The sequence below is a fragment of the Pseudomonas sp. GW822-FHT03F04 genome (assembly GCF_058801405.1).
On the sequence record NZ_JBXANF010000006.1, the window covers coordinates 50811 to 76480 of the forward strand.

The following is a 25670-nucleotide window of genomic DNA, read 5'->3' on the forward strand; positions in this document are numbered from 1 at the left end:
CCAATCGATCTGCCAGCGAATGTGGTCTGTGGCTGGCAGGTCGATTTCGTCAGGGCGATTCAGCTGTGTGTTGGGTAGCGCTGTACTTCGACGTTATCCAGCACCCGATTCACCGCCAGTTCAGCCAGCATGATGATTTGCTGAATGGCCAGAATTGTCCGCCGCTGCGGGAGGTCGATGTGTGAGGCGATGTCACTGGTCATGAGGCTGGCCTGTGCCAGTGATTCGCAGGCGTGGACCAGCAGGCTTTCACTGTCCTGATCGGGTGCGACCTGGAACATGGTGCTGGGTTTATGGAAGCGCAGGGTGGTGGTGTTGGGTTTCAGGTAGTGGTCGAGCGCGCGCTCGGCAGCGTCGTGGAGTTTTTTGGAGTCTGGCGATTCGTAGGGCGATGCGTCGTTTGATTCGGGGGGATTGGGTGTTGGTTTTTTCATTTTTTACTCCTCAGGAATTGGTCCATTCCTCTAATTGCCGCGACGCAAAAAGAGGGGTGGCAGCTGTACGCGGGTTCGCGGACCGACCTGAGGCATTCGGCATACCCAAAGGTATCCCGCGCACAGCCACCATAAACAAGCACTTGAGGTGCTGCTGTTAAGCGGCGGCAATTATGCCTCAGAAGTCGGGCCGCGACGCCCGTTCGCTGAATTTGCAGCGACCCCCAAAGCCTATCCACCCCGTTTCCGAGCCACAACCGACGCGACATGTCAGAAACATCCCCTCCAAACACCCTGTCTGTAGGACATACACACCCCGTGTAAAAACGCAGTCCACAAAAAAAGGCGACACCCCTCACAGGGCATCGCCTTTTTCCTTACTGCCGTTACAACTTATTCCGGCAGTTTGTACGCAATCACATAGTCACCCATCTTGGTGCCCAGCGAGCCGTGACCACCCACCACGAGCAGGACGTATTGCTTGCCGTCCTTGCCGGTGTAGGTCATCGGGGTCGCTTGGCCGCCCGCAGGCAGGCGCGATTTCCACAGTTCTTTACCAGAGTTCACGTCGTAGGCGCGCAGGTACTGGTCGAGGGTGCCGCTGAGGAAGCCGACGCCGCCAGCAGTAACGATCGAGCCGCCCATGCTAGGCACACCCAGGGTGAAGCCGATCGGGATTGGCGAGCTGTCGCGGCTGGTGCCGTTCTTGCGTTTCCAGACGACTTTGCCGGTGGTCAGGTCGATACCGGCGACGTAGCCCCAGGCCGGGGCCTGGCACGGTACGCCGAGTGGCGACATGAACGGGTGCATGATCACCGCATAAGGCGCGCCGGTGTTTGGTTGCACGCCAGCGGTTTCGCTCTCGCGCTTGCTGCCGGCGGCAACTTCGGCGCGTGGCACCATTTTCGAGACGAAGGCCATGTAGTTCGGGCTGGTGAACAGCATCTGGCGAACCGGGTCGACCGAGACGCCGCCCCAGTTGAACACGCCGACGTTACCCGGATAGATCAGGCTGCCCTGTTCCGACGGAGGCGTGTATTGGCCTTCGTAGCGCAGTTCCTTGAACTGGATGCGGCACAGCATCTGGTCGAACGGGCTGGCGCCCCACATGGCTTTTTCGGTCAGTTCCGGGGCCAGCAGGTTCAGGTCCGAACGGGCCTGGGTTGGTGCGGTGTGGTCGCCTTTCACGGCGCCTTGCGGAACCGGGATTTCCTTGATCGGGATGATCGGCGTGCCGTCACGACGGTCGAGGACGTACAGGCTGCCCTGTTTGGTCGGGGCGATCAGCGCAGGCTTGATGCCGTCGGCGGTTTTCATGTCCAGCAGGGTTGGCTGGCTGCCAACGTCCATGTCCCACAGGTCGTGGTGGGTGAACTGGTAGTTCCAGCGCACTTTACCGGTGGTCAGGTCCAGGGCGACGACGCCGGCGCTGAATTTCTCGGCGCCCGGGGTGCGGTCGGCGCCCCACTGGTCTGGGGTCTGGTTGCCCAGTGGCAGGTAAACCATGTTGAGTTTTTCATCAACACTGGCCAGCGACCACATGTTCGCCGAGTTGCGGCTGTAGATCTGGCCCGGGGCCAACGGTTCGGTGGCGTCCGGGTTGTTGCTGTCCCAGTTCCACACCAGGTGACCGTCGCGAACGTCGTAGGCGCGGATCACGCCGGACGGCTCGTTGGTCGATTCGTTGTCGGTCACGTGGCCACCCATGATCACCAGATCACGAGTAATCGCGGCTGGCGAGGTGGAGTAGTAGCCACCCGGGGTGAACGGGCCGATGCCCTGGGTCAGGTCAACCACGCCTTTGTTGCCGAAGCCTTCGCAGATCTTGCCGGTGTCGGCGTTCAGTGCGATCAGGCGCGCATCGGCGGTCGGCAGGTACAGGCGACGCGGGCACGCCTGGGCGACGGCTTTGCCGGCCTCGGAGATGACGGCGGAAGCGGCAGTTGCAGACTTGGCGTACGCGGCTTCGTCGTAGTACGACACGCCACGGCAGGTCATGTGGGCGAAGCCCTTGAAGCCGACCGGGCTTTTGATCTGCGGGTCGAAGCGCCACAGTTCCTTGCCGGTGTCCGGGTCCAGCGCCAGCACTTTGCTGTGAGCGGTGCAGGCATAGAGCATGCCGTTGGCTTTCAGCGGAGTGTTTTCGTTGGTGAGCTCGACCGGGTCATCAGCAGTCGGCAGGTCGCCGGTCTGGATGCGCCAGGCTTCTTGCAGCTTGCCGACGTTGGCCGGGGTGATCTGCTTCAGTGGCGAGTAGCGGTCACCGAATTCGCTGCGGCCATAGGCCTGCCAGTCGCCATCGGGCATGGCTGGCGCGGTGCTGGTGGTGTCGGCGGTGTCGCGACCCAGTTCGCCGAAGGTTTCGCCCGGGTGGGTGAACAGGCTGGCCAGGGCGGTGACGCCGGCCAGGATCACGGCCACGGTCAGGCCGCCGGTGCCCATCGGTGCAGGACCGTTGAGCAGCAGCGGACGACGGAACCACGGCAGCAGCATCACGAAGCCGAGGACAAACCACAGTGCCAGACGCGGCACCAGTTGCCACCAGTCCAGACCGACTTCCCACAGCGCCCATACGGTGCTGGCAAACAGCACGATGGCGTACAGGCCCAGTGCTGCGCGGCGACGCATCAGCATCAGAATGCCGGTCAGCGTGATGCCGATACCGGCCAGCAGGTAGTACAGCGAGCCGCCGAGCGTGCTCAGCTTGATTCCCCCGGCCAGCATGGCCAGGCCCATCAGTAGAAGCAGAATGCCGAGCAGGCTCGGAAGCAGACGGCCTCGACTCGAAGCACTTTCGGTGCTCATAGTGTGGTTCTCCGTGACGTTTCAAGTAGTCCCGCGCTGTAGTCACTGTAGATGACGATTGGGCGCGGGCATGGTTCATATAAAACTTGTTCAGCTAAGTGAATCTTCTGCGGGTACCGGTCAGAACGACGACTGGATCTTGATCCCGCCGATCAGCGCGTCATCGACCTTGTCCACACCACCCGGATGGCGGATGTATTGCAGGTTCGGGCGCACGGTCAGCCAATTGGTGACGTGCACGCCGTAATAGAGTTCGGCGCTGTATTCGGTGTCCTGCGGCGGCAGGTAGGACGGATCGTCGTAGTCGTAGACGGCGCGGGCCTGGTTGGTCGCCTCGGCGTTCTTGCGGTAGGCCGGGTTGACGTGGACGCGAGCCAGGGCAAAGCCGATGTCGTCCTTGGCGCGAGCGTCGAACAGGCCTTTGTAGACCACGCCGGCCTGAACGTAGTTGTCGACGGCGTTGGTCTTCTTGTCGTGCATCGTGCCGTTGGCAAACACGCTCAGGCCACGAGAGTTGTCGCTGGCGACGCTGGTGATCTGCTGCTGCACGCCGAGCCACACGCCGTGTTTGCTCGAGGCGCTGCGATAGGCCTCGCCGCTCAGGGCCGCCGGCTGGCCGTTGCTGTCTTTATAGGCGTCAGTGGCCTTGGCGTTGCTGTAGTAGTAACCGGCGCGGTATTCGCCCGGCAGGCCGTTCAGTTTCGGCGTCCACACGAGTTCGATCGGCAGGATCGCGCCCTGGGTGCCGCTGCCGCTGAGTTTGAAGCCGTTGCCGCGATCGAGGTTCGACGGGTTCTGCTCATAGGCGCCGACCTGCGCGTACAACTCTGGTGTCAGGTGATATTTGACGCGCAGCGCCCATTGGCTGACCGGCCAGTTGTACCAGATGCCACCCACCCAGTTGCCGACCTGCGAGCCGCAGAACGCCAGGTTCTGGAAGTCGCACGGGAAGCTGTTGAAGTCTTCGCCTTCGCCGAAGCGGCCGACCTTGATGTCGAGCTTCTGGTCGAAGAATTTCTGCTGGTACCACATCTGCGTCAGGCGGGTGGTCTGGCCACGGCCCCAGACTTCCTGGGCCGAGGTGAAGCCGCCGACGCGCGGGTCGTTGATGCGGTCATTGCTGATGTTGTTGCCGCTGCGCTTGGTCACGGTCAACTGGAATTCGGCGTCGTTCCAGCCCAGCAGCTTTTGCAGGTCCAGATGCGTACCGAGGCCCCATTGATCGCTGTAGCGTGCGGTGCGGTCGTGGTCGTAGCCGCCGTGCAGGTTGCTGCCCATTTCGCCGGTGTAGTCGAGCTTGAAGTCGATGCCTTTGGCCGAGAGTTCGCTGCGGGTGCCGTTCCAGTCACCGAGCATATACGGTGATTCACTGTCGAAGGCCGGAGCGGCCTGGGTGCAGGTGGCGAGGCCAAGGGCGGTGCAGCCGCCGATCAGGCGCAGGGTTGAGATAGCGCTGTCTCGGGAGAACGGAAAATCAGGCATGAAATGGGTCTTTCTTGATCTTTTTGGGGGGATGGGCTGACCGCTACGATTTGACGCAGGCAGTGAAGCGATTCAGCAGAAGGGCGGCAGGATAATGTCCCGTTACAAAAACACAAAGTGCTTTTGCAGACATGAACCCTTTCGGATTCGGTAACAGTGCGGCAATCGATCACATTGCCGGGGTTGATCGAGCCTGCGATCTTGCACGGTTCACCTACATTTGAAGGAAGGCCTTCCACCGGCACAGCCCCTCGGCTAAGGTGCGCGGCTTCTGCATTTTCACTTCGCCCAAAGGCCCGGCATGAACGACCACAACCCCGATCCGCTGCACGGCGTAACTCTCGAACAGATCCTCAATGCACTGGTGACCCACTACGAATGGTCGGGCCTGGCCGAGCGCATCGACATCCGTTGCTTCAAGAGCGATCCGACCATCAAGTCGAGCCTGACCTTTTTGCGCAAGACGCCATGGGCACGGGAGAAAGTCGAACGTCTGTACGTGAAGCTGATGCGCACCAAGCGCCCGCTCTGAGATGAACGCCGTGCGGCGGCGACGCCTGATCACTTCGGCCGCGGTGCTGGGTTGGGCCGGGCTGGGGATTCAGCTGTACCTGATTTTCTTCGCTCGCCTGAGCGTTGGCGCCAGTCTGCTGGGCGGGCTGGTGAGTTTCTTCAGTTACTTCACCGTGATCACCAACACCCTGGTGGCGGTGGTGCTGACCTGCGCGGTAACGAATCGCGAATCCGCTGCGCGCCGCTGGTTTCTGCAACCCTGGGTCAGCAGCGGGATTGCCGTGAGCATTGCCGTGGTGGGCCTGGCCTACAGCCTTTTGCTGCGGCATCTGTGGCATCCGCAGGGCTGGCAGTTTATCGCCGATGAATTGCTCCACGACGTGATGCCGCTGCTGTTCCTGGCTTATTGGTGGTTTTGCGTGCCGAAGGGCAGCTTGCGTCTGAAGCACCTGCCGCTGTGGCTGATCTATCCGCTGGTGTACTTCGCCTATGCGCTGTTGCGCGGGCATCTGCTGGGGGCTTACGCCTATCCGTTCATTGACGTGGCGCTGCTGGGTTATCCACAGGTGTTCGTCAATGCAGGAGGGATTCTGTTGGGGTTTGTGCTGATGGCGTTGTTGGTGATCGGAATTGATCGCTGGCAAGGGCGGCGCCTTTAACAGCGCCGCCGCTCGTATTCACTCCTCTTCGGAGCCTTCGGCGCGCCAGTAACCGACGGCTTTGACGAACTGCTCGTCCAGCCCATGCTCATCGAGCAATACCCGGCGAATCTGCCGCGAAACCTTCGTCTCGGTCGCCACCCACGCATACAGATTGCCTTTGGGCACCTGCAACTGTTTCACGGTGGTCAGCAGGCTGTCCTTGTTGTCTCCGCGCAACACCCAGATCACGTTGACCTGCGCCGCGCTTTCCAGCGTTTGCTGCTCCTTGCCGTTTTCCACTTCGATCACCACCAGCGCCTTGCGATTGGCCGCCAAGCCTTCGAGGCGGCGGGCGATGGCGGGCAGGGCGGTTTCGTCGCCGATCAGCAGGTAGCTGTCGAAGATGTCCGGCACGATCATCGAACCGCGCGGGCCGCCGATGTGCAGGAATTGCCCAGGCTTGGCCTGTTCCGCCCAGGTCGAGGCAGGGCCGTCTCCGTGGAGGACAAAGTCGATCTCTAGCTCAAGCTTGTCGAGGTCATAGCGACGCGGTGTGTAGTCGCGCATTTCAGGCATCGGCACGTCGCTCTTGCCGGCACTGAGCACCAGGGTTTCCAGCGCAGCGGCCTGTTCGGCGTTCTGCGGGAACAGCAGTTTGACGTGATCGTCGGTGCCCAGGCTGATGAACCCGGCCAGTTCCGGCCCGCCGAGGGTGATGCGGCGCATGCGCGGGGTCAGGTCGACCACACGCAGCACTTCCAGGCGGCGGCGTTTGATTTCATGCATCACACGGTGGATGCCTTGGGTCTGTGCTTCAGTCATTCGGCTTTCTCCGGAGCAGATTGAACGGCGGGGCCGTCGACGATGGCTTTGGCGGTGTCGTTGAGCAGGTCGCGCACCCGCAGGATTTCTTCCGGGCTCCAGCGCCCGTGGTGCATTTGCAGGGCGTGGCGCAGGTTATGCACCGCTTCATGGATTTCCGGCGGCCGGTCGTGGCCGCGCAACGAGCGCTTGCTGACATCGATGCGCATGCGCACGCCGTCCAGTGCCACTGCTTGTTCGCTGAGGGATTGGCGACCGGCATCGGTGACCGCGTAACGCTTTTTGCCGCCCTCGGCATCGCCGGTGATCATTTCGCTTTCTTCGAGAAACGTCAGGGTCGGGTAGATCACGCCGGGGCTGGGGCTGTAGGCGCCGTCGAACATGGTTTCGATCTGGCGGATCAGGTCGTAGCCGTGGCAGGGCTGTTCGGCGATCAATGCCAGCAACAGCAATTTCAGGTCACCCGGTGCGAATACCCGGGGGCCGCGACCGCCGCGTTCGCGTCCGTGGCGTTTTTCGAAGCCGTCACGGCTGTCGCCGTGGTCGCGGTGGGGGGAATGATGGTCTCTCATTTCAGTCTTCTCTCGTCGTGTTTAGATACAACTTAAGATATATCTTTACGGCTGGGCAAGGTCTTTTTGCCTGAGAGGAAATGGCAGCTGACGAGTGGTCAGCAGGTGCAAAAGGAGCGCAGCCGGACGAATATGGGTTACTTGTTCATCCAGACAAGAATAACCAGAAGGTTAAAGCTCACACTCTATTAATGCTTGAGCTTATATTCTAAAAACAAAAGAAAGTGCCGTCTCGTCGGACTTTAAGTGTTGTAACGTTTTTTCTTTTTAACTGTGGGTAGGGTATTGCTTACAGTCGCTTTTATATATTTTGATATTTTGATGTTTTTTCTTGCGTGTCACGAGGTTGTTGAACTACGAGCTCGTGGGAAGTTGCCTGCTTACATTCTTGAGCCAAGAGTCGATCATGCCCCGGCGTTGAACTTCCATGTTTCGGTTCTTATCGGCCGGTAGGACATGAACTTCAATGTTTCGATTCCTTAAAAGAAAACAGGTACTGACCGATGTTCAAGAAAATCGCAATCACCGCTTCTCTCGCCGCCCTGGCCCTGAGCTCGTCCGTGACCTTCGCCGCCGGTGAAGCGCGTCACTCCATCAGCCTCATTGCCCACGTGCCGACCAACGGTTTCTACGTGGTACCGACCGATGCGGACCTGGTCAACAAGGACCAGGACATGAGCTATCAGCCAAGTACCGGCAAGATGCGCGAAATCAATGGTTTCTTCGATGTGCGCAACAATAACGGTTCGGTTCATGCCAGCCTGGAAAGTGTTCCGCAGTTGATCTACGGAAATGAAGTCATTCCTCTGGAAGTGGCATTCAATAACAAGGTACTGACCCAGACTCCGCAAATGGTCGTGGGCGAATCCGAGTCCGATGTGAACTATCGTGCTCCGCTGAAAATCAGCGCCAAGGGCACCACGTTCAATCCGGGTGATTACACCGGTACTGTCGCGATGACCTTCGACGCCGTGCCGCCGGTTGCTGCACGTTGATCAAGTCTCTGCGCTGACTGCCCGGTAGCGTTTCCCGGCGGGACAACCACTCCCCGATTGTCCCGCCGGACTTCAACTTGTTCGATATCAGAGTAAGAGTTCATGTTCCCGATGACACCCATCGCGGTTGCGCTTGCACTGCTGTTTTGTGCCGGTGCGATGGCGGCCCCTGCTCCTGCGGGTACGACACCTCGCAGTCTGCTGGCGCAAGCCAAAGGTTTGCCGGCGGATTTCGAGGAGCATTTCTTCGACGTACCCCTGGCGGTGCGGGTCGAGCTTGACCAGCAACCTCTGGGCGAGGCCCTGGTGGTGCTGTCGCGCGATGATCGCATCACCCTGCTTGAATTCACCGATACCAGCGAGAACCGCTACGGCCCCGCCGAGCGGGAAAAATGGGCTGCTTTCCTCAAGCCAGGTGTGCCGCTGGGCGATTGCTCCGGATCTTGTCCGGATGATGTGCTGGCGGTGCACTACAACCTGGAAAACTCCCTGGTCTCGATCCTCACCCGCAATGCCGAGCGCGATCTCGAGGCCAAGCGTTATCACGACCAGCCTGTGGAAGGCAGCAGCGGCCTGATGGTGCGCAACCAGCTCAACCTGAATGGCGGCCAGGATCAGGATCTGGGCGGGCGCTATGGCCTGGAGGCCAGTGGCAGCCTGGGCAACTGGAGCCAGACGTTCAACATGCAACTGGCACGCATGGGCGGCCCGGACGACAAGCTTTACCACGCCGTGCACGAGCTTTACACCCAGCGCGAGCTGCAAGGCAGCTTCTTTCGCCTGGGCTATTTCACCCCCAATTCCGAAGGTCTGACCCGTCAGCCACGTACATTCGGCACCAGCCCGGATACGGCGGTCGGTGTGATGTACGGCAGCTCCGACAGTCTGGCCATCAACAATGCAATGCCCAGCGTCTACCCGATTTATGTCACGGCCAACCGCCAGGGTTCGGTGGAGATTTACCGTGACGGCCTGCTGATCAACACCCAATCGGTTCCCGCCGGGTTGCAGACCCTGGATACCCGGCCACTGCCCGGCGGCATCTATGAAGTGGAAGTGCGGCTGATCGAAGACGGCCAGATCACCTCCACTACCCAGGAGCTGGTCTACAAACCGAACAACTGGCGCAACCTCGACGAGCGCTGGCGCTACAACCTGTTCGCCGGCGAAGAAAGCAAACTGCTCAGCAACTGGGACCAACAGGCCAGCGGCAGTCCTACGGCCGGAGCGTCGATCAACTATCTGGCGCATCCGCGGGTGATTTTCGGATTGTCGGCAAGACAGATCCGGGAAAAACTGCAATACGGCACGTCCATCGACTGGACCCTGGCCAACCACCTCAGCCTGTACGCCAACGTCTACCAGAGTCGGGATTACGGCACAGGGCTGGATCTGCAAAGTCTTTACAACTATGGCGCCGGCAGCCTGATCCTCAGCCACAACCGAAGCTGGCTGGACACTACCAACCTGTACGACACCCTGCCTGACGGCACCCGTGTGCGACAACGCAACGTATTTGTCGGCCAGACCAGCAACTCGTCACTGGCGATCAACCATCGGCTCGATCAGCGCAACTCCCTCAACGCCCGGGTTTCTCACAGCGAAGGTAACGTCGAAGGCGTCGGTGTGGATCTGGGCTGGAACCGGCGTGCGGTGCTGTTCGGCAACGACGCCAACTGGCGTCTGTCGCTGTTCGACCGGCCAGGCAGTTTCAGCAGCGGCAATGATCGCAACCGTGGTGTCGATCTGAGCCTGAACCTGGCCATCGGCGCACCAGGCCAGCAGTTGACCGGCAGCATCGGCTCCCGTACCGACCGTGACGGCGGACGCGACAACAATGCCTCGATCGGCTGGCGCAAGGACTTCAAGGATCACGTGCTGCAAAACGTCTCGGTCACCGCGTTGAGCGACACCTACGGCATGGGCCTGTCGAGCCAGGCCAATTTCCGCACCGACACGGTCAATGGCGACGGTTTCGTTCAGCGTTCGTCCTACAACAACAATTTTACCGGTGGCCTCAACCTCGACAGCACCCTGGTGGTCGGCGGACAAAAGATGCTGATGACCAGCGAATACGAGATGCGCGGCGCCGGCATGATCGTCGACGTGGAGTCGGACATCGACGGCATTGTCCTGCGGGCCGACGATCTCAGTGGTGGCGGTGCGGCGTTGAAGCCGGGACGCAACTTCATCCCGTTGACCGCGTACCAGAACAGCTCCGTGAGCTTCGATTTCGAGGGCAACCATGTGCCCGCCGCGACCATCGACCCGCCGCGCACCAGTTATCACCTGAACAAGGGCGGCGTGGATTACCGGCAGATTCGGGTGATGAAAACCCTGACCGTGCTCGGCCGCCTGATCGATGAACAGGGCCGGCCGCTCAAGGGCCATCACGTGATCAATCACGCCAGTCGCGGGGTCACGGAAGTCGACGGGTTCTTCTCGATGGAAATGAACGCCGGCTCCCCGACCCTCGAAGTGCGCCGCGATAACAACCTGCTGTGCCAGTTCCGCCTCAATGAAAAAGACCACCGAAGTGAAAACAGCGTGCTGATGATCGGCGACCTGCGTTGCACGCCGGACACCCTGGCCGATCTCACGTCCACCGAACAGAAGGCGGGTTGAGACCATGAAAAGATCTCCGTACTGGCTGGGGCTGCTGGCAGCGCTGAGCCTGCCATCGGCCGAGGCGGTCAATCAGGAAATCCGGGCGCTGTTCCAGCCCGATTCTTCTCAGCCGAGCAAGAACGTCTTCGTCAACAAGACGCCGAACAGTGGCTATTGCACCCTCGATCCGGCCCAGTGCACGGACAACAATATGTTCAGCATTCAGTTACCGGTCCGGTTCGAATCCACTCGCGCGATCACCCCAGGTGCGCCCGGCGATGCATTGTCATTAAAGGTGCCGGCCAATTGGCGACAACTGACGGTCAGTCATCGTGAAACCGGCGAGTCTGAAACCGTCGAGGTTCGGATCATCGGTATCGGGTCGAAGTTTCTCCTGAGCGATTCTGCCGCCAATCTGGTGGGAGTGACGGACATCCTCGAAGGTCACCAGAAACTCTGGACCAACAACAGTTGGGTCTATGCGCCGTCCCCCTGTGTATACAGCGGTGTGGGATGGTATTCCCCCGATACCTATCGGTTCTTCTGGAAAGCTCCCGTCGAAGCATCGTGCACCAAAGTCGCTGCGTACCGGATACCGGCGATGTCGTTCGACACCCTTGATTTCGCTTACGAATTGCGCACTCCCAATCCGCTGGGCATGTCATCCGGACTTTACACAGGGTCGCTGTCCTACACCCTTGGCCCCAACGGTGATTTCCAGATGGGACCGATGATGGTGCCGGACGACGGCAATCTGACCCTGGACTTCGTACTGGACGTGCAACACACGCTGAAGGTCGACCTGCCGCCGCACGGCGACAAAGTCACTCTGGAGCCCGAGGGCGGGTGGCAGCGCTGGATCGATGGAGGTCACAAGCCGTCGCGGATCTATCGCGACCAGACATTCTTCATCTCGGCCTCATCGCGCTTCAAGGTGATGCTCGAGTGCGCCGAGTCGTTTGCTCCCGACCAGTGCAATTTGCGTAGCCCCACCTCGGGAGACCGTACTTATGTCGAGGTGAAGTTGAGTTTGCCCCCAGGCATCGGGGGGCCAAATGGCGGCGGGACTGTCACTCATCTCGGCTTGCGGCATAAGGAATGGGCAGGCCCGTTCCAGCCAGGACATTACGTTGACCGAAAACAGGGTTCACTGCGGTTCGAGATGCCCAAAGGCTCCATCGAGAGTTTGCTCAAGCCAGGGATGAACGACACGTTCCTCGGTTACATCACCGTCGTCTGGGACTCGGAGGCTTGAGCACCTGAGCCGGCCGTTATTTTTTATGGAGTGGAAAACGATGAAACGTCTGTTTTTGTCGAGTGTGCTGGGACTGCTCTGTGGAGCCGCGAATGCCGGGCCGCAGATCAATGTTGGCACCGTATACGACTATCTGGATGGCAGTAAAAGTACCTATCTGAAACGCGTGTTCAACAGTGGTGACAGCACGGCCTTCGTCAAGGTCAACGTACTGGAAATTGTCTACGACCCTGATGGCAAGCCCCGGGAAATTCCGGTTGAGGCCTCCGCCGACGGCGCCTCCCGCAATGGTCTGATGGCCAGCCCGGCGCGGTTGATCATTCCGGCGAAGGGGATGCAGGGCACGCGCCTGCTGTATATGGGCGAACGTGAGCGCGAACGTTACTTTCGGGTGCGCTTCGTGCCGGTGGTACCGGAGAAGGAGGACAACTTCGTGGTGTCCAGCGAGGAGCGCGAGGACTACAAGAAAGCCTTGTCGGCGGGTGTCAATGTGATGACCGGTTTTGGCATTGTGTTTTTTGTGCGCCCCAAGGACAGCCGTTATGACACGGTGGTCAATGAAACCCCGAAACGTTATGAGTTGCGAAACAACGGCAATACGGTTTTGGTCGTCGATGAGTTCAAGAACTGCTCGCAAGCACGGGAAAGCGAATGTGGCGCGACCACCAAGCACCATGTCCTGGCCGGCAGAACGTTTGCTTTCGACAAAGAGGCGGGTCGTGAGTACCGCTTCAAATTGATCGAGGGTGAACACCGCAAGGACCTGAAAGTGGCGGGCGGGTAATGGCCATGAACAAGCTGTGGATGGGGATTGCATTGATGGCGCTCTGGGGCAGCGAGGAGAGCCGGGCTGCCCGTGAAGAGCATACTTTCCGGGTGGCATTGTCGGTCCCAAGCCGACCTTTTTACGTTATTCCGTCGGAGTCGGACTGGATTCACCGTCCTCAGAGGCTTGACTGGGATCCTGTGAACTCGACGCTGGGCAGTTTGCGCAAGCATTTCGATGTACGTAACGACACCAGTGCCATCGAGGCTCGCCTTGAGGGGGCGCCTTACCTGTCAACCGGCAAGGAGGATGAACTGATTCAGTTGCATGTCTTTTTCAACGGTGTGCAAGTGCCCGCGAGTATTCCTTCCCGTGAAGTGGTATCCCGGGAAATGGCCGCCGGGGGGGCCCGGGTGTTGCTGGAAATCAAACCCGTCAAGATAGGGGTTTACAAACCCGGCGACTACTCTGGCACGGTCAATCTGGTGTTCAACGCCAAATCTCCAGGGGAATGAAAGGTATCGGCGACTCTGCTTGACAGGGTCACCGTCCGGAAACGAAGCCGCCAGGGAGGCGGTTTTTTATCCACGCAAAAGGAAGTGACATGATCAAGCAAGCGGTCATTGCCGTGACCATCGGCGTCTCGACACCAATGGTGGGAGGCGTATTTGCGGCGCAGGAGAAACACATCTTTGAAGTCTCGGTGGATATTCCGACCCTGGAATTTTATGTGATACCCAGCGAATCGGACTGGATCCACCATCAGCAGACGCTGCCCTGGGACCTGAGGACGTCCACCCTCGGTGGTTTGCGCAAGAACTTCGATGTGCGCACCGACAGCAACGCCATCGAAGCCCGTCTCGACAGTTTCGCCATTCTCTCCAGCGGCCAGGACTCGCGGGATGACATCAGCCTGCGCGTCACCTTCAACGGCGTCGAACTGAACCACAATCCGGTACCGCGCCAGGTCGTGTCCCGTGAGGAGGCGGTGGCGGGAAAACGGGTGCAACTGGAAATCGAACCACGGGTCCACCCGGACGGGTACAAACCGGGCGATTACTACGGCAGCGTCAACATCATTTTCAACGTGGCGGCCCCGGCGGGCTGATCGCTTGAAGTACAACAGACCGATTGCTGAGCAAGGAGCTGGTAATGGTTTCAGGGTTGCGCAAGATCAACAGGTTCAATCAGGCCAAAGGGTGGTGCGGTGTGTGCGCAGGGCTATTGTCGTCAGCGGCATTGGCGGTGACGCAGGAAATCCGTGCGGTCTACATTCCCGATCCGGCCAATCCACAGACCAACACCTTCATCAACCAGACACCCCAGAGCGGCTACTGCGGCACTTATCCAAACGATTGCAAACCCCTGTCGGGTGTTCGCCTGCCACTGCGTTTCGCTTCAATACGAGCGATCGAACCGGGGGCGTCCGAGCGTAACGGCGCGATGTTCAAGATGCCGGCGCAATGGCGCAGCCTGGTGGTCACCAATGTGTTTACCGGTGAATCGGCAACGGTGGAAATGCGCATCGGCGGATTTGGTTCCCAGTATGTCTTGAGCGACACGGCGGCCAGCCTGACGGGTGAAACCGATGATCAGCAGGCGCATTTCAAACTCTGGGGAACCAGTTGGGTAATTGCGCCGTTACCTTGCCGCGCCGGAGCGATGTCATCCTACGGGCCGGATTTCTATCGCTTCTTCTGGAAAACACCTGCCCAAGGGACGTGCGCCAAACAGACGGCATTCATGATTCCGTGGATGTCGTACGGTTATCTGGACGTGGCCTATGAACTGCGTACGCCGAATCCGCTGCAGATGTCGGCCGGCCTGTACACCGGCGCACTGACTTACGGCGTCGGCCCTGGCATGGACATCGACACCGGCGACAATCTGTTGCCGGACAATTCGGCCGTGACCTTCAGGTTCGTGCTGGATGTGCAGCATGTGCTCAAGGTCGACATTCCCCCCGGCGGCAACAAGGTCGTACTGGTGCCGCAAGGCGGCTGGCAGGCCTGGCTGCAACAGGGGCGCAAACCGGTGCGATTGTTCCGCGATCAGACCTTCAACATTTCGTCGTCGTCGCGGTTCAAGATGTTTGTCGAATGCCAGCACGGCGGCGCGCAGTCCTGCGGGTTACGGGATACGGAGGGTGGCGGAGCCGATGCACAGGTTTTCGTGAGCGTCAGCCTGCCCGACAGTATCACCGACGATGCCGGTCAGCCGGTGCGCCGTCGGCCGCTGACCTCCAGCCCGAATGCTCCGGGCTTTCAACCGGACCGCTTTCTGGAGCGGACCGCGGGCACGTTGCATTTCGAAATACCCAGGGACTACGTCGAACAGATGCTGCAGCCCGGCCAGGCCAGACGATACGCCGGCAATGTCACGGTGATCTGGGATTCGGAAGTCTGACGCCCGCCTTGAAGGCAACCGGGCCGGTTGCCTTCAGGTGACTCCGGTCGGGTCAGATCCTTGCGCGGGCCATGGCCTCGCGAGTCAGTCTTCGTTTCAGCGTTTTCTCCTGCCGGCCAATGCCTTCAAGCAACTCGTCGTAAGTCTTCTGGCTCATTTTTTCCGGCGTGAAGACCGCTGCGTCCGGTATGGAGAGTTTGCGCGCCAGTTCGGCGAGTGTCCGCCTGAGTGGCGGTGAACGATCAGCGGATTCGACCCAACTCGCCTGGGCTGCCCGCAAATCGATCAGCCGATCGGCCTTTTCCTGATGCGCACGGGTGTTGGCTACGATTTCTCCCGGCCAGGTCTCACGCAGATACTGATCCCAGAAGGATTGGTCGAGCATCTGGTCGATCAGACCGTCACCGGCTTCATCATCGACAATGCTGTCGTAGGCGTCATCAATGGTTGTATCGCTGACCCCGGCAACCTGACGGAATTTCATGGCCTCGGACTGCCAGGGCAGTTCAAGGCGTCTGGCCAGGCCGGTTTCATAGGCCAGATGGACTTCAACCTCGTCCGGTTCGCCTTCTCGGGCCGCGATATCGGCTCGGGCGATCTCGTTCACTTGCTTGAGTCGTGCAGCGCCTTTGGCCAGTGTCGCCAATCGGCGTTCAAGCTCCTCGGGAGAGCTGGAAAAGGTGCGTGCCTCCGACTCCAGTACGCGTATTCCCATGCTGTTGAACAACTGGGCCCCGGCATCTTCGCAACCTTCGGGATCGGTGGACATCAGGAACAGCTCTTCGCGCAGTCGGGTGTCGATGTCCATGGCGTCGACCATTCGCCAGACACGGTCGGTCAACTGATCCAGCGCTTCGCCACCCTGTTCGTAATCGGCAGAACGGGTCAGATCCTGCAGCACCTGGAAGAATCCGTCGGAGCCGGGTTCGCTAGCCAGTTCGTGCCACGCCTCGGGGCGAAGAGCCCCGATGCCGGGCGTTTCATCAGCCAGTTCGGTGTCCACGGAAACCGGCCATTGCTCCAGCAAATCTTCAGCAATGGTCGCGTAGCTTTGCGAAGGGCGCATACCCACTGACCTTCGATATTGCTCGTAGGTGGAGCGGGCTCGTCTGGTGAGTTGATCCAGATGGACGCGAGTGCGGGCGATCAGTCGTGCTTCATTGGAACCGGGCGCGACTTCGGGGATGTACCTGAGCGGATTGTTGCCCAGATCGAGGAAGAATCCTGGAGGGCGGGGAACATCGAACAGACCCAGCGGCCAGGCGTCGATCTGCGTATTGATCAGGCTCAGGATTCGCAACCTTGGCATGCGCCCGACCGATAGGGGCATGCTGACGGGATTGTTGTCCAGTCTCAGGATTTCCAGGCGTGTCAGCGTGTTCAATTGCTGCGCATTGGTGGGTGTCAGTTGCAGCTGGTTGTCGTTCAGACGCAGGGTTTCCAGACGCTGCATCTGACCGACGCTGGCCGGCAGGGTCTTGAGACCGCAGTGTCTGGCGCTCAGTTGTCGCAGCTGAGGGAAATCCTTCAACAGCCCGTTCGAGGCCGAAGAGAACCCCTGACCGTCCAGGTTCAGTGTCGTGACCTGATCGAGCCAGGGTTTGAGGCCTTCGGGCAACTGCCTCCACCAATGCTGAAGGTCATGGGGCAGCATCTCTTTCGACAAGTCCAGCGCGTACCCGCTCTCAAGGCTGGTGCTGCGCTCCTGGAACACCTCGGATCGGCGTTCGAAACACTCCAGCAGGCGATCGGCGATGAAGCGCCCGCCTTTGTGCTGATAGTCATGATAGGCACGAGGCTGGTTGGCATCAGGGGTGTCAGCGTCCCAACTGCTCAGGTAGCTCTGTCTCCAGGCTTCCAGTTTTTCCTTCAACGTCTTGAGTTCACTTTCAAGCCGCGCGATTTTCCAGTGTGCATCTCCCGTGGAGTGCAATGACCGGGTGAACGCCGTCACTTCTGTTTCGCTGAAATGCGGGTAGAGATTTCTGACTTTCTCTTCCACGGTCAGCGGTGCCTTGGACAATCTCGGGCCGCGCAGCAGCAGTTCCGTTTCCAGCGGGATGAATGGGTGGACGGAGGGGCGGGCCAGCAATGTCCTGCGTTCGGCCGGCGTCTCGCACATGAGCATCACCCATTGCCTGAACATTCGCCCTTCACCGATGCGATAGCCAAGGGCCGTGCGCTTGGCTGAGGGCAAGGCTGACAGTACGGCGTCGTAGAAACCGGCAGCCTCGTGCAGTCCGTTGTGAGCTGCGTCATGCACCTCATAGCGGCCGTGTTCGTCCCTGATCAGCCTGCGCACCGTGGTGGCAGCATCGGGGCCCGCGCTGCAGCGCAGCTGGCCGTCGTCCGTGCCTTCGCGCACCTCGATGCGCCAATCCTGGTAAGTGTCGGTGTGGACCTTCAAGGCATTCAGGGCGAGGCGTTCGGTGTCGGGTATCAGCAGTGCCGGATCATGCACGCCCTCAGTGGCCCGGGTCGCCAGAACCTCGAATTCGATTTCGCGAGCCTGACTCTTCAGGCGCAGCGGGATGCGTTGCTGGTCGGTCATGATGCTGTGTTCGGCAGCTGTCGCCTCGCCTGCCACCGATTCGGCGAGCCGTGCAGGCAACCGCGGAAAGAGGCGCTGGATCAACTGGGCCCCGGTATCGGGCGTGCGATTCTTGAAGTTGTACTGATAGTCGAAAATCTCCATTCGCCGGGTAACCGCGAGCTCGGCCAACTGGTTGCGCAAGATTTGCGCTCGTTGGGCTTTCGGGTAGTTCCCGCCGAGCAGGGATTGCATGTCGACGTCGTCGAGAAAGTCCACCAGCCGCTCAGGGAGTTTGTTGTCCATTACATCGGCAATGCCGATGGACAATGTCTGACGGGAAGATGCCCGAGGGTTGCCGTATTGTCTGTAAGCACCGGTCAGATCGTTGTTTTGCCAGACCTTCAGGGCCTTGTCGGCAGGCCAGCCCGGCATGTCAGGGACTATCCGGTCGAACCAGTGCGATTCTGGATAGAGCGGCTGTCCGGTACGAATGAGTTCGCCGACGTTTTTGGCTTCCTGCCAGGTCCTGAAGCGGGTGAGCGTATCGTCCAGCAACGGCGGTGGCGGGGTGTTTTTCACATGCATCCGGCGCAGGGAGTCGAACGGCGTGCCACTGATGCGGCGTATTCGTTCCAGCTCGGCGTCACTCAAACCGTCGACCGAGTGACCCATTCGGCGCATCAGGCGCGCGCCTTCCCACTCATGGGGGGACTCGGCCTCGTGAGTCCAGGCCCCCCGGCCGTTGTGCTGCAGTCGTGGTGAATAAGTCTGCGGTCGGGAAGGGTGCTCGACACGATAGTGACCACTGTTGCGATCGAGCCTGACCGCATAGTGCCTGCCCTCCAGCGGCAGTACAGACTTGCCGGCGTGTTGGTGCAGACCCAGGGCATCCGGTCTGGAGCCAACCGGAAGCGTCAGTTGCGACTGCTCGTACGGTTTGAGATCCGGGTGCCACAAGCGCGTGCGGCCATCGAACGAACGCACCGCTTTCATGTTTTCAATCAACGGAGACAGCTTCAGCAGCAACGGCTTGGCGATCAAGGCGCCACTGGCGAAAGCCGCCAGTTGAAGAACATCGTTGACCACCCCCACCACATGCTCCGCGGCTTCTTCCCAATGGGCCAGCGTCAGATCCACCACACCTTCGATGACTTCATTGGTCAATTGCCAGGCGGTGTAGCCAAGCATTGCAAGGCCGACGACAGGCACAAAGGGCGCAGCCACCATCACCGCCACGTTCAGGATGTCCTGGGCAATCTTGAAGACGTTCGCCCACCAGTCTGCGCGCGCGCTCTTGTCCGCATCGGCGGTAGGCACGGCAATGTTGCGTGCATCGTTGAGGATCTTGTCGAGCTGCCGCTGATAGAGAGATTCCCACAATGCCCCGGTGATGGCTGTCGCGCCGTATTGCAGGTTCGGGTTGCTGATCGGTGTTTCGCGCCAGGACGGACGCGAGTCTCCGCGTTCGTGTGGATACCATTTCACATGCGTCAGACGTTGTTCGAGGTCGGCGAAGAAGTGCCCGCGCTCATGGTGATCGACGAACTGGCTGAAGAACTGCCAGTAATTGCCACTGCTGGAGGCCAGGGTTTCGTTCCTCTCTAACTGACCGGTCAGTTCCTTGAGAAAGGCGAGGTGGGAGTCGTATTCCTTCAACGGATGTTCGGGGTCGTGCGGGACGTAGACGATGACTCGCGAGGAGTGCAGCGGCTGAGCGGGATCGGGACGCAGGATCAGGATGCCGGTCATCTTCAGATCCATGATGTTCAGTTCGCACGCCTGCATCGGCTGCTGGCCAAACTTGAGTGCCACGCGACCATCGAGCAGGGCGCGAATCAGTTGAAAACCTTCGCGGCTGATCTCTTTTTTCGCCAACGCCATGTGCGCGGCTGCCTGCAGCGTGGCCTTGTGACTCTGTACAACCCGTGACTGCACATAACTGCGCGCCACCGGCTCGTCGTTCAACAGCATTTCCTGCAGGTGCGCTTGATAGAGCCTGCCGATATCCAGTTCCCGACACAGCGTCTGGAACTGGGCAACGGTCATCAGTCGATCAAGTGGCGAAATATCGTACTGATCATCCACATGTTCTCTTTTGACGAGAAACGCGGAATTCGATGCGTAAGTTTCGTTATAGGAAAAGTTGTTCAACGCGGCTTCGAGTAATGACACTTTTCTTGTAGTTGAACCCCCTAATGTCCCTATCACGTACCAAGGCGATGTGGCTTCGCGATACAGCATCAGAAACGTATTTCCGGTGTCGACATCAATGCCGGTTTTTTCCCGTAAACGGGCCTTGAGCAGCGGTTCGGCAAACGAGTGAACGTCTTTCAGTCGGGTCAGTGCCTTGTCGGCGCTGTTACGGGCTGCCCAGGCGTTTTTATTGACCCTGGCCAGTTGCGGCGTCATCCACGGCTCATGGCGAGGTTTGATCTTTCTCAACGCTTCGCCGTGTTGCGGCTTCATATCGATAAATACCGGATCGATCCGCGATTTGATTAATTCGTAATGTTGCCCTTTGTATTCAGTTGTTGCGGTCATGGGTACAGCCTTGAATAAGTCAGGAAGGTTCAGCCTAACGTTCAAGGGTGCAGAGAATTAGTTCAAAAGCCTGCTATTCGAGTGCGAACCTGGCAGGCAAAACATTGAATATTGGAATGCATAAAATAATTAGTTATTGCCTCCACAACTTCAATCGGGGTTAAGCGATGGCAGGTTCATCAGGGCCACCTGGGGAACCTGCGGGGGGCGGCATTGCGAATCACTGCCCGGCTGCAGATACGGCATCAAAATCGGCGCCATGCCCTTGAGCACCTGCACTGGCAGGGCCGAGGTGAACTTGAAGTTCTCCGCCGAGCGTCCCGGAACGAACGCAGTGAGTGTGCCGAAATGGTGGTCGCCGATGTAGAACACGAAGGTCGCCGTACGGTTGATCGACTTGGAACTCAAAATGCGTCCGCCAGAACCGATGGCTTCGATACGGTTGTCGCCGGTGCCGGTTTTACCGCCCATGGTCAGCGGTGTTCCATCGTTCAGTTTGAAACTGCCGGAAACACGTTTGGCCGTCCCCGAGTCCACTACTTGCGACAACGCTTCACGCATCGCCGTGGCCACTTCCGACGGCATCACACGTTTACCTACGTGAGGGTCGTTGACCAGTTTGGTTTCGTAAGGCGTGCCGGCAGCAAAATGCAGGCTGTCGATGCGCAGGGTCGGCATGCGCACACCGTCGTTGAGGATGGTGCCGATCAACTCGGCCAGCGCGGCGGGGCGGTCGCCGGAGCTGCCGATGGCCGTGGCCAGCGACGGCACCAGGTGATCGAACGGATAGCCGACTTTCTGCCAGCGCTGATGGATGTCGAGGAACGCTTCGATCTCCAGCATGGTGCGGATGCGGCTGTCACGGGCGCCCTTGTGCTTGCTCTTGAACAGCCAGCTGTAGACTTCCTGACGCTCGAACTGGCTGGCCTTGACGATCTGGCCCCAGGTCGCGTCCGGGTGATTGAGCAGGTAGCCGATCAGCCACAGGTCCAGCGGGTGGACCTTGGCGATGAAGCCTTGATCCGGCAAATCATAGGTGCCGGGACCGTAGGCGAGGTAGAGGCGTTCCAGGCGCTCGTCGGTGAGCTTTTCGGTGATTTTGACGCCCTTGAGGTGCGAGCGTACGAAGGTGTTGAAGTCTTCCTGACTGGCGTTGGGCAGCAGATAGCGGTGCACGGCGGCCATGCGGATCGGCGTCGGGCGCATGCTGTCGAGGAACGTATCGAGCCGGGCCTGGGTGTCCTTGTTCTTGTACTTCTTCCAGAACTTGAGCAGGAACGAGGTGCCTTCGCGGTCGGCGAACGAAGCGAGGTATTCCTGACGACGCGGGTCGCGGTCGTCCTTGAGCAATTCGGCGCTGTTGTTGGGGCCGGAATAGGTGGTGTAACGCACCAGATCGCGCATCAGGCGAATGAACGGCAGGTTGATCGACTCGCGCAGGGCATCGCGCAAGGTCGGCATGCGGCCGTTATCTTCCTTGCGGAAGTTGTGGAACACGTGCAGGCCGCCACCGGTGAAAAACGCTTCGCCGGGGCTGGCGGAATATTTGCGGTCGAGGGCGGCGCCGAGCATTTTCGACAGATCGTGATCCTTGTTCTGGATCAGGTAATCGATCACCCACTGGGTCAGGCGATCCTGATCCGGCACGTCGACTTTCTTCAGTTCCGGCACGGTCATGGCGCCGTACTTGTCATGCAGTTCCGAGATGATTTGCAGGTAGGTGGTCAGCACCCGCATCTTCGCCGTGGAGCCCAGTTCCAGTTTGCTGCCCTCGTTGATGTCGAACGGCTGGTCGGTGCTGTCGGTCTGCACCCGCACTCGCGAACCGTCCGGAGTGAGCTCGAACAGGGTGAAGCTGTAGCGCACCTGAGTGGTGCTGGTGGGCGTCAGCAGGCGCTCGCCCATCAGCCCGACTTCGGTTGCATAGGCCGGGTCGGCGAGTTTTTTCAGGTAGGCGGTGGCCTGGGTTTGCAGCTCGCCTTGCAGGGTGCTGGTGGCCGAGAGGTCGAGGCGGTCGAGGTCGTACAGCGGACGATTGAGCATCGAGGCCAGACGGCTGCGCGCGACGCTGATGCCTTTGTTGGTCTCGATCGGCTGGATGGTCGGCTGGGTCTGCCAGTCGCGGTAGGTGACCTTGCTGGCCAGGGACGCATCGGCCAGCGCCGCGTCGATCACACCGTTCTGCTTGAGCAGGCGCAAGTGGCTGTCGGTGAGGTCGGCCAGTTCTTCGCGGCCCTTGGTCAGGTAATGGGAAGGGCGGCGTTGGGCGATCATCAGCGAGAGCATTTCGCGCAGGGCCAGGCCTTTGTCCGCCAGGGTCTTCGGATCAGTCGCAGTGCTGGCCAGTTTTGCGTTGGCTTCATTGAAGTCGGCGCCGTACCAGACCCGCAAACCCTCGGCCATGCCGTGGACTTCGCCATGCCCCGGCACCGCCGACAATGGCACGCTGTTGAGGTAGTCACGAATGATGTTGCGCCGGGCCGGCAAGGTATCCGGGCCGGCCTGGTAGGCGCGCACGCTGGCGGAAATCATCTGGCGGATTTTCTCGGCACCGTTCACCGTCAGTCCGTCAGGCGAGTGGCGATATTTTTCCAGTTGGGTGGCCAGGGTGCTGCCGCCCGCCGACTGCCCTGGCAAGTGCAAGAGTTTGGCGACTTGCGACCACGCGGCCATGCCGAAGCGCGGCCAGTCCACCGCCGGGTTGGCCATCGGCTGTTTGGGATCCAGCAGGAAACGGTTTTCGATGAACAGCAGGCTGTTGACCACCACCGGCGGAATCGACTCGAAACTCGAATACAGCTGTTGCGGATAGTTGTACTGATACAGCGGCGCGGCGCGGCAATCGGTGATCGACAGCCCGGCCTGGATTTTCTCGGAGTAGGGCACGAACAGACCCTTGTCGGTATAGCCGAGCAGCGCTGGCGAGAAGCGCGTCTGTTCGGTGATCACATAATTGCGCTTGAGCAACCGAGGCAGAAATTCGTCCAGCGAGCTGTAGCCCAGACGCAGGTCGAACGGCCCGTTGCCCGGATAACGAATGGCTTCGCTGGGGCCCGGTTGCAGTTCATAGGTCAGTCTGGCGGCGTACTGGCTGACCTCGCGGGATTGAAAACGCGAGGTGCGCATTTCCTTGGTCGCGGCCAGGCCCACCACAATTGCAATGATCAACAGCAATAGCCAGAAAGCCTTCCACCCATGCCGATTACGACGGGGTTTCTCAGGTGCAGGCGCTTCATCCACACGTTCAGTCGGAACCACTTTTTCACTCGAATCGGTTTGCCACAAAGCGCCCATAGTCGATTGATCCATTCACGCAGATTGATCGGACTTGTCTGAAGCTTAGTCGGTGGTTGGCGCGGGTGAAAAAATTGTGAAGGGCCGAGCCTGAACAAATCTGCAAACCGGGCAGTCGCTTCGCAATGCTGGACTGCAAGCCCGACAGGGCCGTATTAGAGCAGTGCGCGGGTAAATACGACTTGGGTAGGGGCATGACGCTGCACCATTGCTGTGCAATACTCGGCGCCCATTTCGGCAGTGAATAATCCGGTTTTTTCAGGAGTGTTTATCTCGAAAGTCCGATGATTGGCGAATCATGTCGCTGAATATCGCGTCTTTTAGAGTGAAATATCCTGCTGGAAGCTTTTTATACTGCCAGCCCGCTGATCCTCCAGGTCTGGCCCTGCAGGACGCATCTGCCCACGAGGCAGGCGCGGTGTCGGGAAGCCAAGGCCTATCGGCCGACGCTTCGACACACGGTGGTCTATCCAATAACAAGACGAGGATGTCCCCAAATGCCAACAGGCAATCACCTGCCTCATGGCGAGACCGCTCAAGGCGGCCCGCTCAAACGCGAACTCGGCGAACGGCACATTCGCCTGATGGCGCTCGGCGCCTGTATCGGTGTCGGTCTGTTTCTCGGTTCGGCCAAGGCCATCGAAATGGCCGGCCCGGCGATCATGCTGTCTTACATCATCGGTGGTCTGGCGATCCTGGTGATCATGCGCGCCCTCGGCGAGATGGCCGTGCACAACCCGGTCGCCGGCTCCTTCAGCCGTTACGCACAGGATTATCTCGGCCCGTTGGCGGGCTTTCTGACTGGCTGGAACTACTGGTTCCTGTGGCTGGTGACCTGCGTCGCGGAAATCACCGCGGTGGCGGTGTACATGGGCATCTGGTTTCCCGATGTGCCGCGCTGGATCTGGGCGCTGGCGGCGCTGATCAGCATGGGCTCGATCAACCTGATCGCGGTGAAGGCGTTCGGTGAATTCGAGTTCTGGTTCGCCCTGATCAAGATCGTCACCATCATCGCCATGGTACTCGGCGGCATCGGTATCATCGCCTTCGGTTTCGGCAACGACGGCGTGGCGCTGGGGATTTCCAACCTGTGGGCCCACGGCGGCTTTATGCCCAACGGCGTGACGGGCGTGCTGATGTCCCTGCAAATGGTGATGTTCGCCTACCTCGGTGTGGAAATGATCGGCCTGACCGCCGGTGAAGCGAAAAACCCGCAGAAGACCATTCCCAATGCGATCGGCTCGGTGTTCTGGCGGATTCTGTTGTTCTACGTCGGCGCGCTGTTCGTGATCCTGTCGATCTACCCGTGGAATGAAATCGGCACTCAGGGCAGTCCGTTCGTGATGACCTTCGAGCGTCTGGGCATCAAGACCGCTGCCGGCATCATTAACTTCGTGGTGATCACCGCCGCACTGTCGTCGTGCAACGGCGGCATCTTCAGCACCGGGCGCATGCTCTACAGCCTGGCGCAGAACGGTCAGGCGCCGGCCGGTTTCGCCCGCACGTCGAGCAACGGCGTGCCGCGTCGGGCATTGCTGCTGTCGATTTTCGCCCTGCTGCTGGGTGTGCTGCTGAATTATCTGGTGCCGGAAAAAGTCTTCGTCTGGGTCACCTCGATCGCCACCTTCGGTGCGATCTGGACCTGGGTGATGATCCTGCTGGCTCAACTGAAATTCCGCAAAGGCCTGAGCGCCAGCGAACGTGCGGGCCTGAAGTACAAGATGTGGCTGTTCCCGGTCAGCTCCTATCTGGCGCTGGCGTTCCTGGTGCTGGTGGTAGGTCTGATGGCGTACTTCCCGGACACTCGCGTGGCGCTGTATGTCGGCCCGGCGTTCCTGGTGCTGCTGACCGTGTTGTTCTACGTGTTCAAGCTGCAACCGAGCGATGCGTCTCAGGGCGCGGTGCGTTCGGCGTCGTAAAACGCCAGCGCTGAAACTTGAAAGCCCCGGTCGATTGGCCGGGGCTTTTTCGTTGGTGCAGGTTTAAAGCCGCTGGTCTGAAAGA

17 protein-coding genes are annotated in these 25670 nt (G+C 59.8%); 10 read left to right on the forward strand and 7 right to left on the reverse strand.

Features of this window, described 5'->3' with window-relative positions; genetic code table 11:
• Positions 1-59 precede the first annotated feature (59 nt).
• From AC1RMX_RS15275 to AC1RMX_RS15285, 3 genes are all read right to left on the reverse strand, one after another.
• Positions 60-434 (reverse strand): DUF6124 family protein, encoded by a 375-nt coding sequence (locus tag AC1RMX_RS15275; protein ID WP_102620808.1) that lies wholly within the window; start codon positions 432-434, stop codon positions 60-62.
• A gap of 393 nt (positions 435-827) precedes the next feature.
• Complete coding sequence (locus AC1RMX_RS15280; protein ID WP_493072491.1) at positions 828-3239, reverse strand: glucose/quinate/shikimate family membrane-bound PQQ-dependent dehydrogenase; 2412 nt, start codon at positions 3237-3239, stop codon at positions 828-830.
• A 120-nt stretch (positions 3240-3359) separates the two neighbouring features.
• Positions 3360-4721, reverse strand: a complete 1362-nt coding sequence (locus AC1RMX_RS15285; RefSeq protein WP_102620806.1) for a carbohydrate porin — start codon at positions 4719-4721, stop codon at positions 3360-3362.
• Positions 4722-5022: 301 nt separating this feature from the next.
• Between AC1RMX_RS15285 and AC1RMX_RS15290 the strand changes: the two genes are divergently transcribed.
• A complete protein-coding gene (locus AC1RMX_RS15290) occupies positions 5023-5253 on the forward strand; it encodes a VF530 family protein (protein ID WP_007956650.1) in 231 nt (76 codons plus the stop codon).
• A gap of 1 nt (position 5254) precedes the next feature.
• Positions 5255-5893 carry a Pr6Pr family membrane protein gene (locus AC1RMX_RS15295; protein ID WP_096818555.1) on the forward strand — a complete coding sequence of 213 codons (639 nt, stop codon included), beginning with the start codon at positions 5255-5257 and terminating at the stop codon, positions 5891-5893.
• 18 nt (positions 5894-5911) lie between these two features.
• Here the strand turns inward: AC1RMX_RS15295 and AC1RMX_RS15300 are convergent, their stop codons facing one another.
• Both AC1RMX_RS15300 and AC1RMX_RS15305 read right to left on the reverse strand, forming a co-directional pair.
• Positions 5912-6697, reverse strand: coding sequence for a siderophore-interacting protein (locus tag AC1RMX_RS15300; RefSeq protein ID WP_493072492.1), 786 nt, complete (start codon positions 6695-6697; stop codon positions 5912-5914).
• On the reverse strand, positions 6694-7269 hold the full coding sequence (locus AC1RMX_RS15305; protein ID WP_011335784.1) for a PadR family transcriptional regulator: 576 nt from the start codon (positions 7267-7269) through the stop codon (positions 6694-6696). Before AC1RMX_RS15305 ends, AC1RMX_RS15300 begins: the two co-directional genes overlap by 4 nt.
• Positions 7270-7772: 503 nt before the next feature.
• On the opposite strand from AC1RMX_RS15305, the gene AC1RMX_RS15310 reads away from it, so the two are divergent.
• The 7 genes from AC1RMX_RS15310 (at position 7773) to AC1RMX_RS15340 (ending at position 15298) form a co-directional block, all read left to right on the forward strand.
• Positions 7773-8264, forward strand: coding sequence for a CS1 type fimbrial major subunit (locus AC1RMX_RS15310; protein ID WP_493072493.1), 492 nt, complete (start codon positions 7773-7775; stop codon positions 8262-8264).
• Between the two features lie 102 nt (positions 8265-8366).
• A complete protein-coding gene (locus AC1RMX_RS15315; RefSeq protein WP_493072494.1) occupies positions 8367-10889 on the forward strand; it encodes a TcfC E-set like domain-containing protein in 2523 nt (840 codons plus the stop codon).
• Positions 10890-10893: 4 nt separating this feature from the next.
• Positions 10894-12126, forward strand: coding sequence for a hypothetical protein (locus tag AC1RMX_RS15320; RefSeq protein ID WP_096818546.1), 1233 nt, complete (start codon positions 10894-10896; stop codon positions 12124-12126).
• 40 nt (positions 12127-12166) lie between these two features.
• Entirely contained in the window at positions 12167-12910 is a 744-nt protein-coding gene (locus tag AC1RMX_RS15325) for a pilus assembly protein (protein WP_096818544.1), read from the forward strand.
• 5 nt (positions 12911-12915) lie between these two features.
• A complete protein-coding gene (locus AC1RMX_RS15330) occupies positions 12916-13407 on the forward strand; it encodes a CS1 type fimbrial major subunit (protein ID WP_493072495.1) in 492 nt (163 codons plus the stop codon).
• Between the two features lie 89 nt (positions 13408-13496).
• The gene (locus AC1RMX_RS15335) at positions 13497-14000 is read left to right on the forward strand and encodes a CS1 type fimbrial major subunit (protein WP_096818541.1); all 504 of its coding nucleotides are present in this window, start codon (positions 13497-13499) and stop codon (positions 13998-14000) included.
• Between the two features lie 44 nt (positions 14001-14044).
• Positions 14045-15298: a hypothetical protein gene (locus AC1RMX_RS15340; protein WP_493072496.1), complete on the forward strand. Its 1254-nt coding sequence runs from the start codon at positions 14045-14047 to the stop codon at positions 15296-15298.
• A 52-nt stretch (positions 15299-15350) separates the two neighbouring features.
• Here the strand turns inward: AC1RMX_RS15340 and AC1RMX_RS15345 are convergent, their stop codons facing one another.
• Together AC1RMX_RS15345 and AC1RMX_RS15350 are read right to left on the reverse strand one after the other, a co-directional pair.
• Positions 15351-20372: an NEL-type E3 ubiquitin ligase domain-containing protein gene (locus tag AC1RMX_RS15345; RefSeq protein ID WP_493072497.1), complete on the reverse strand. Its 5022-nt coding sequence runs from the start codon at positions 20370-20372 to the stop codon at positions 15351-15353.
• Positions 20373-20522: 150 nt separating this feature from the next.
• On the reverse strand, positions 20523-23666 hold the full coding sequence (locus AC1RMX_RS15350) for a transglycosylase domain-containing protein (RefSeq protein WP_102620794.1): 3144 nt from the start codon (positions 23664-23666) through the stop codon (positions 20523-20525).
• 497 nt (positions 23667-24163) lie between these two features.
• On the opposite strand from AC1RMX_RS15350, the gene AC1RMX_RS15355 reads away from it, so the two are divergent.
• Positions 24164-25585 carry an amino acid permease gene (locus AC1RMX_RS15355; protein WP_096818534.1) on the forward strand — a complete coding sequence of 474 codons (1422 nt, stop codon included), beginning with the start codon at positions 24164-24166 and terminating at the stop codon, positions 25583-25585.
• Positions 25586-25670 lie beyond the last annotated feature (85 nt).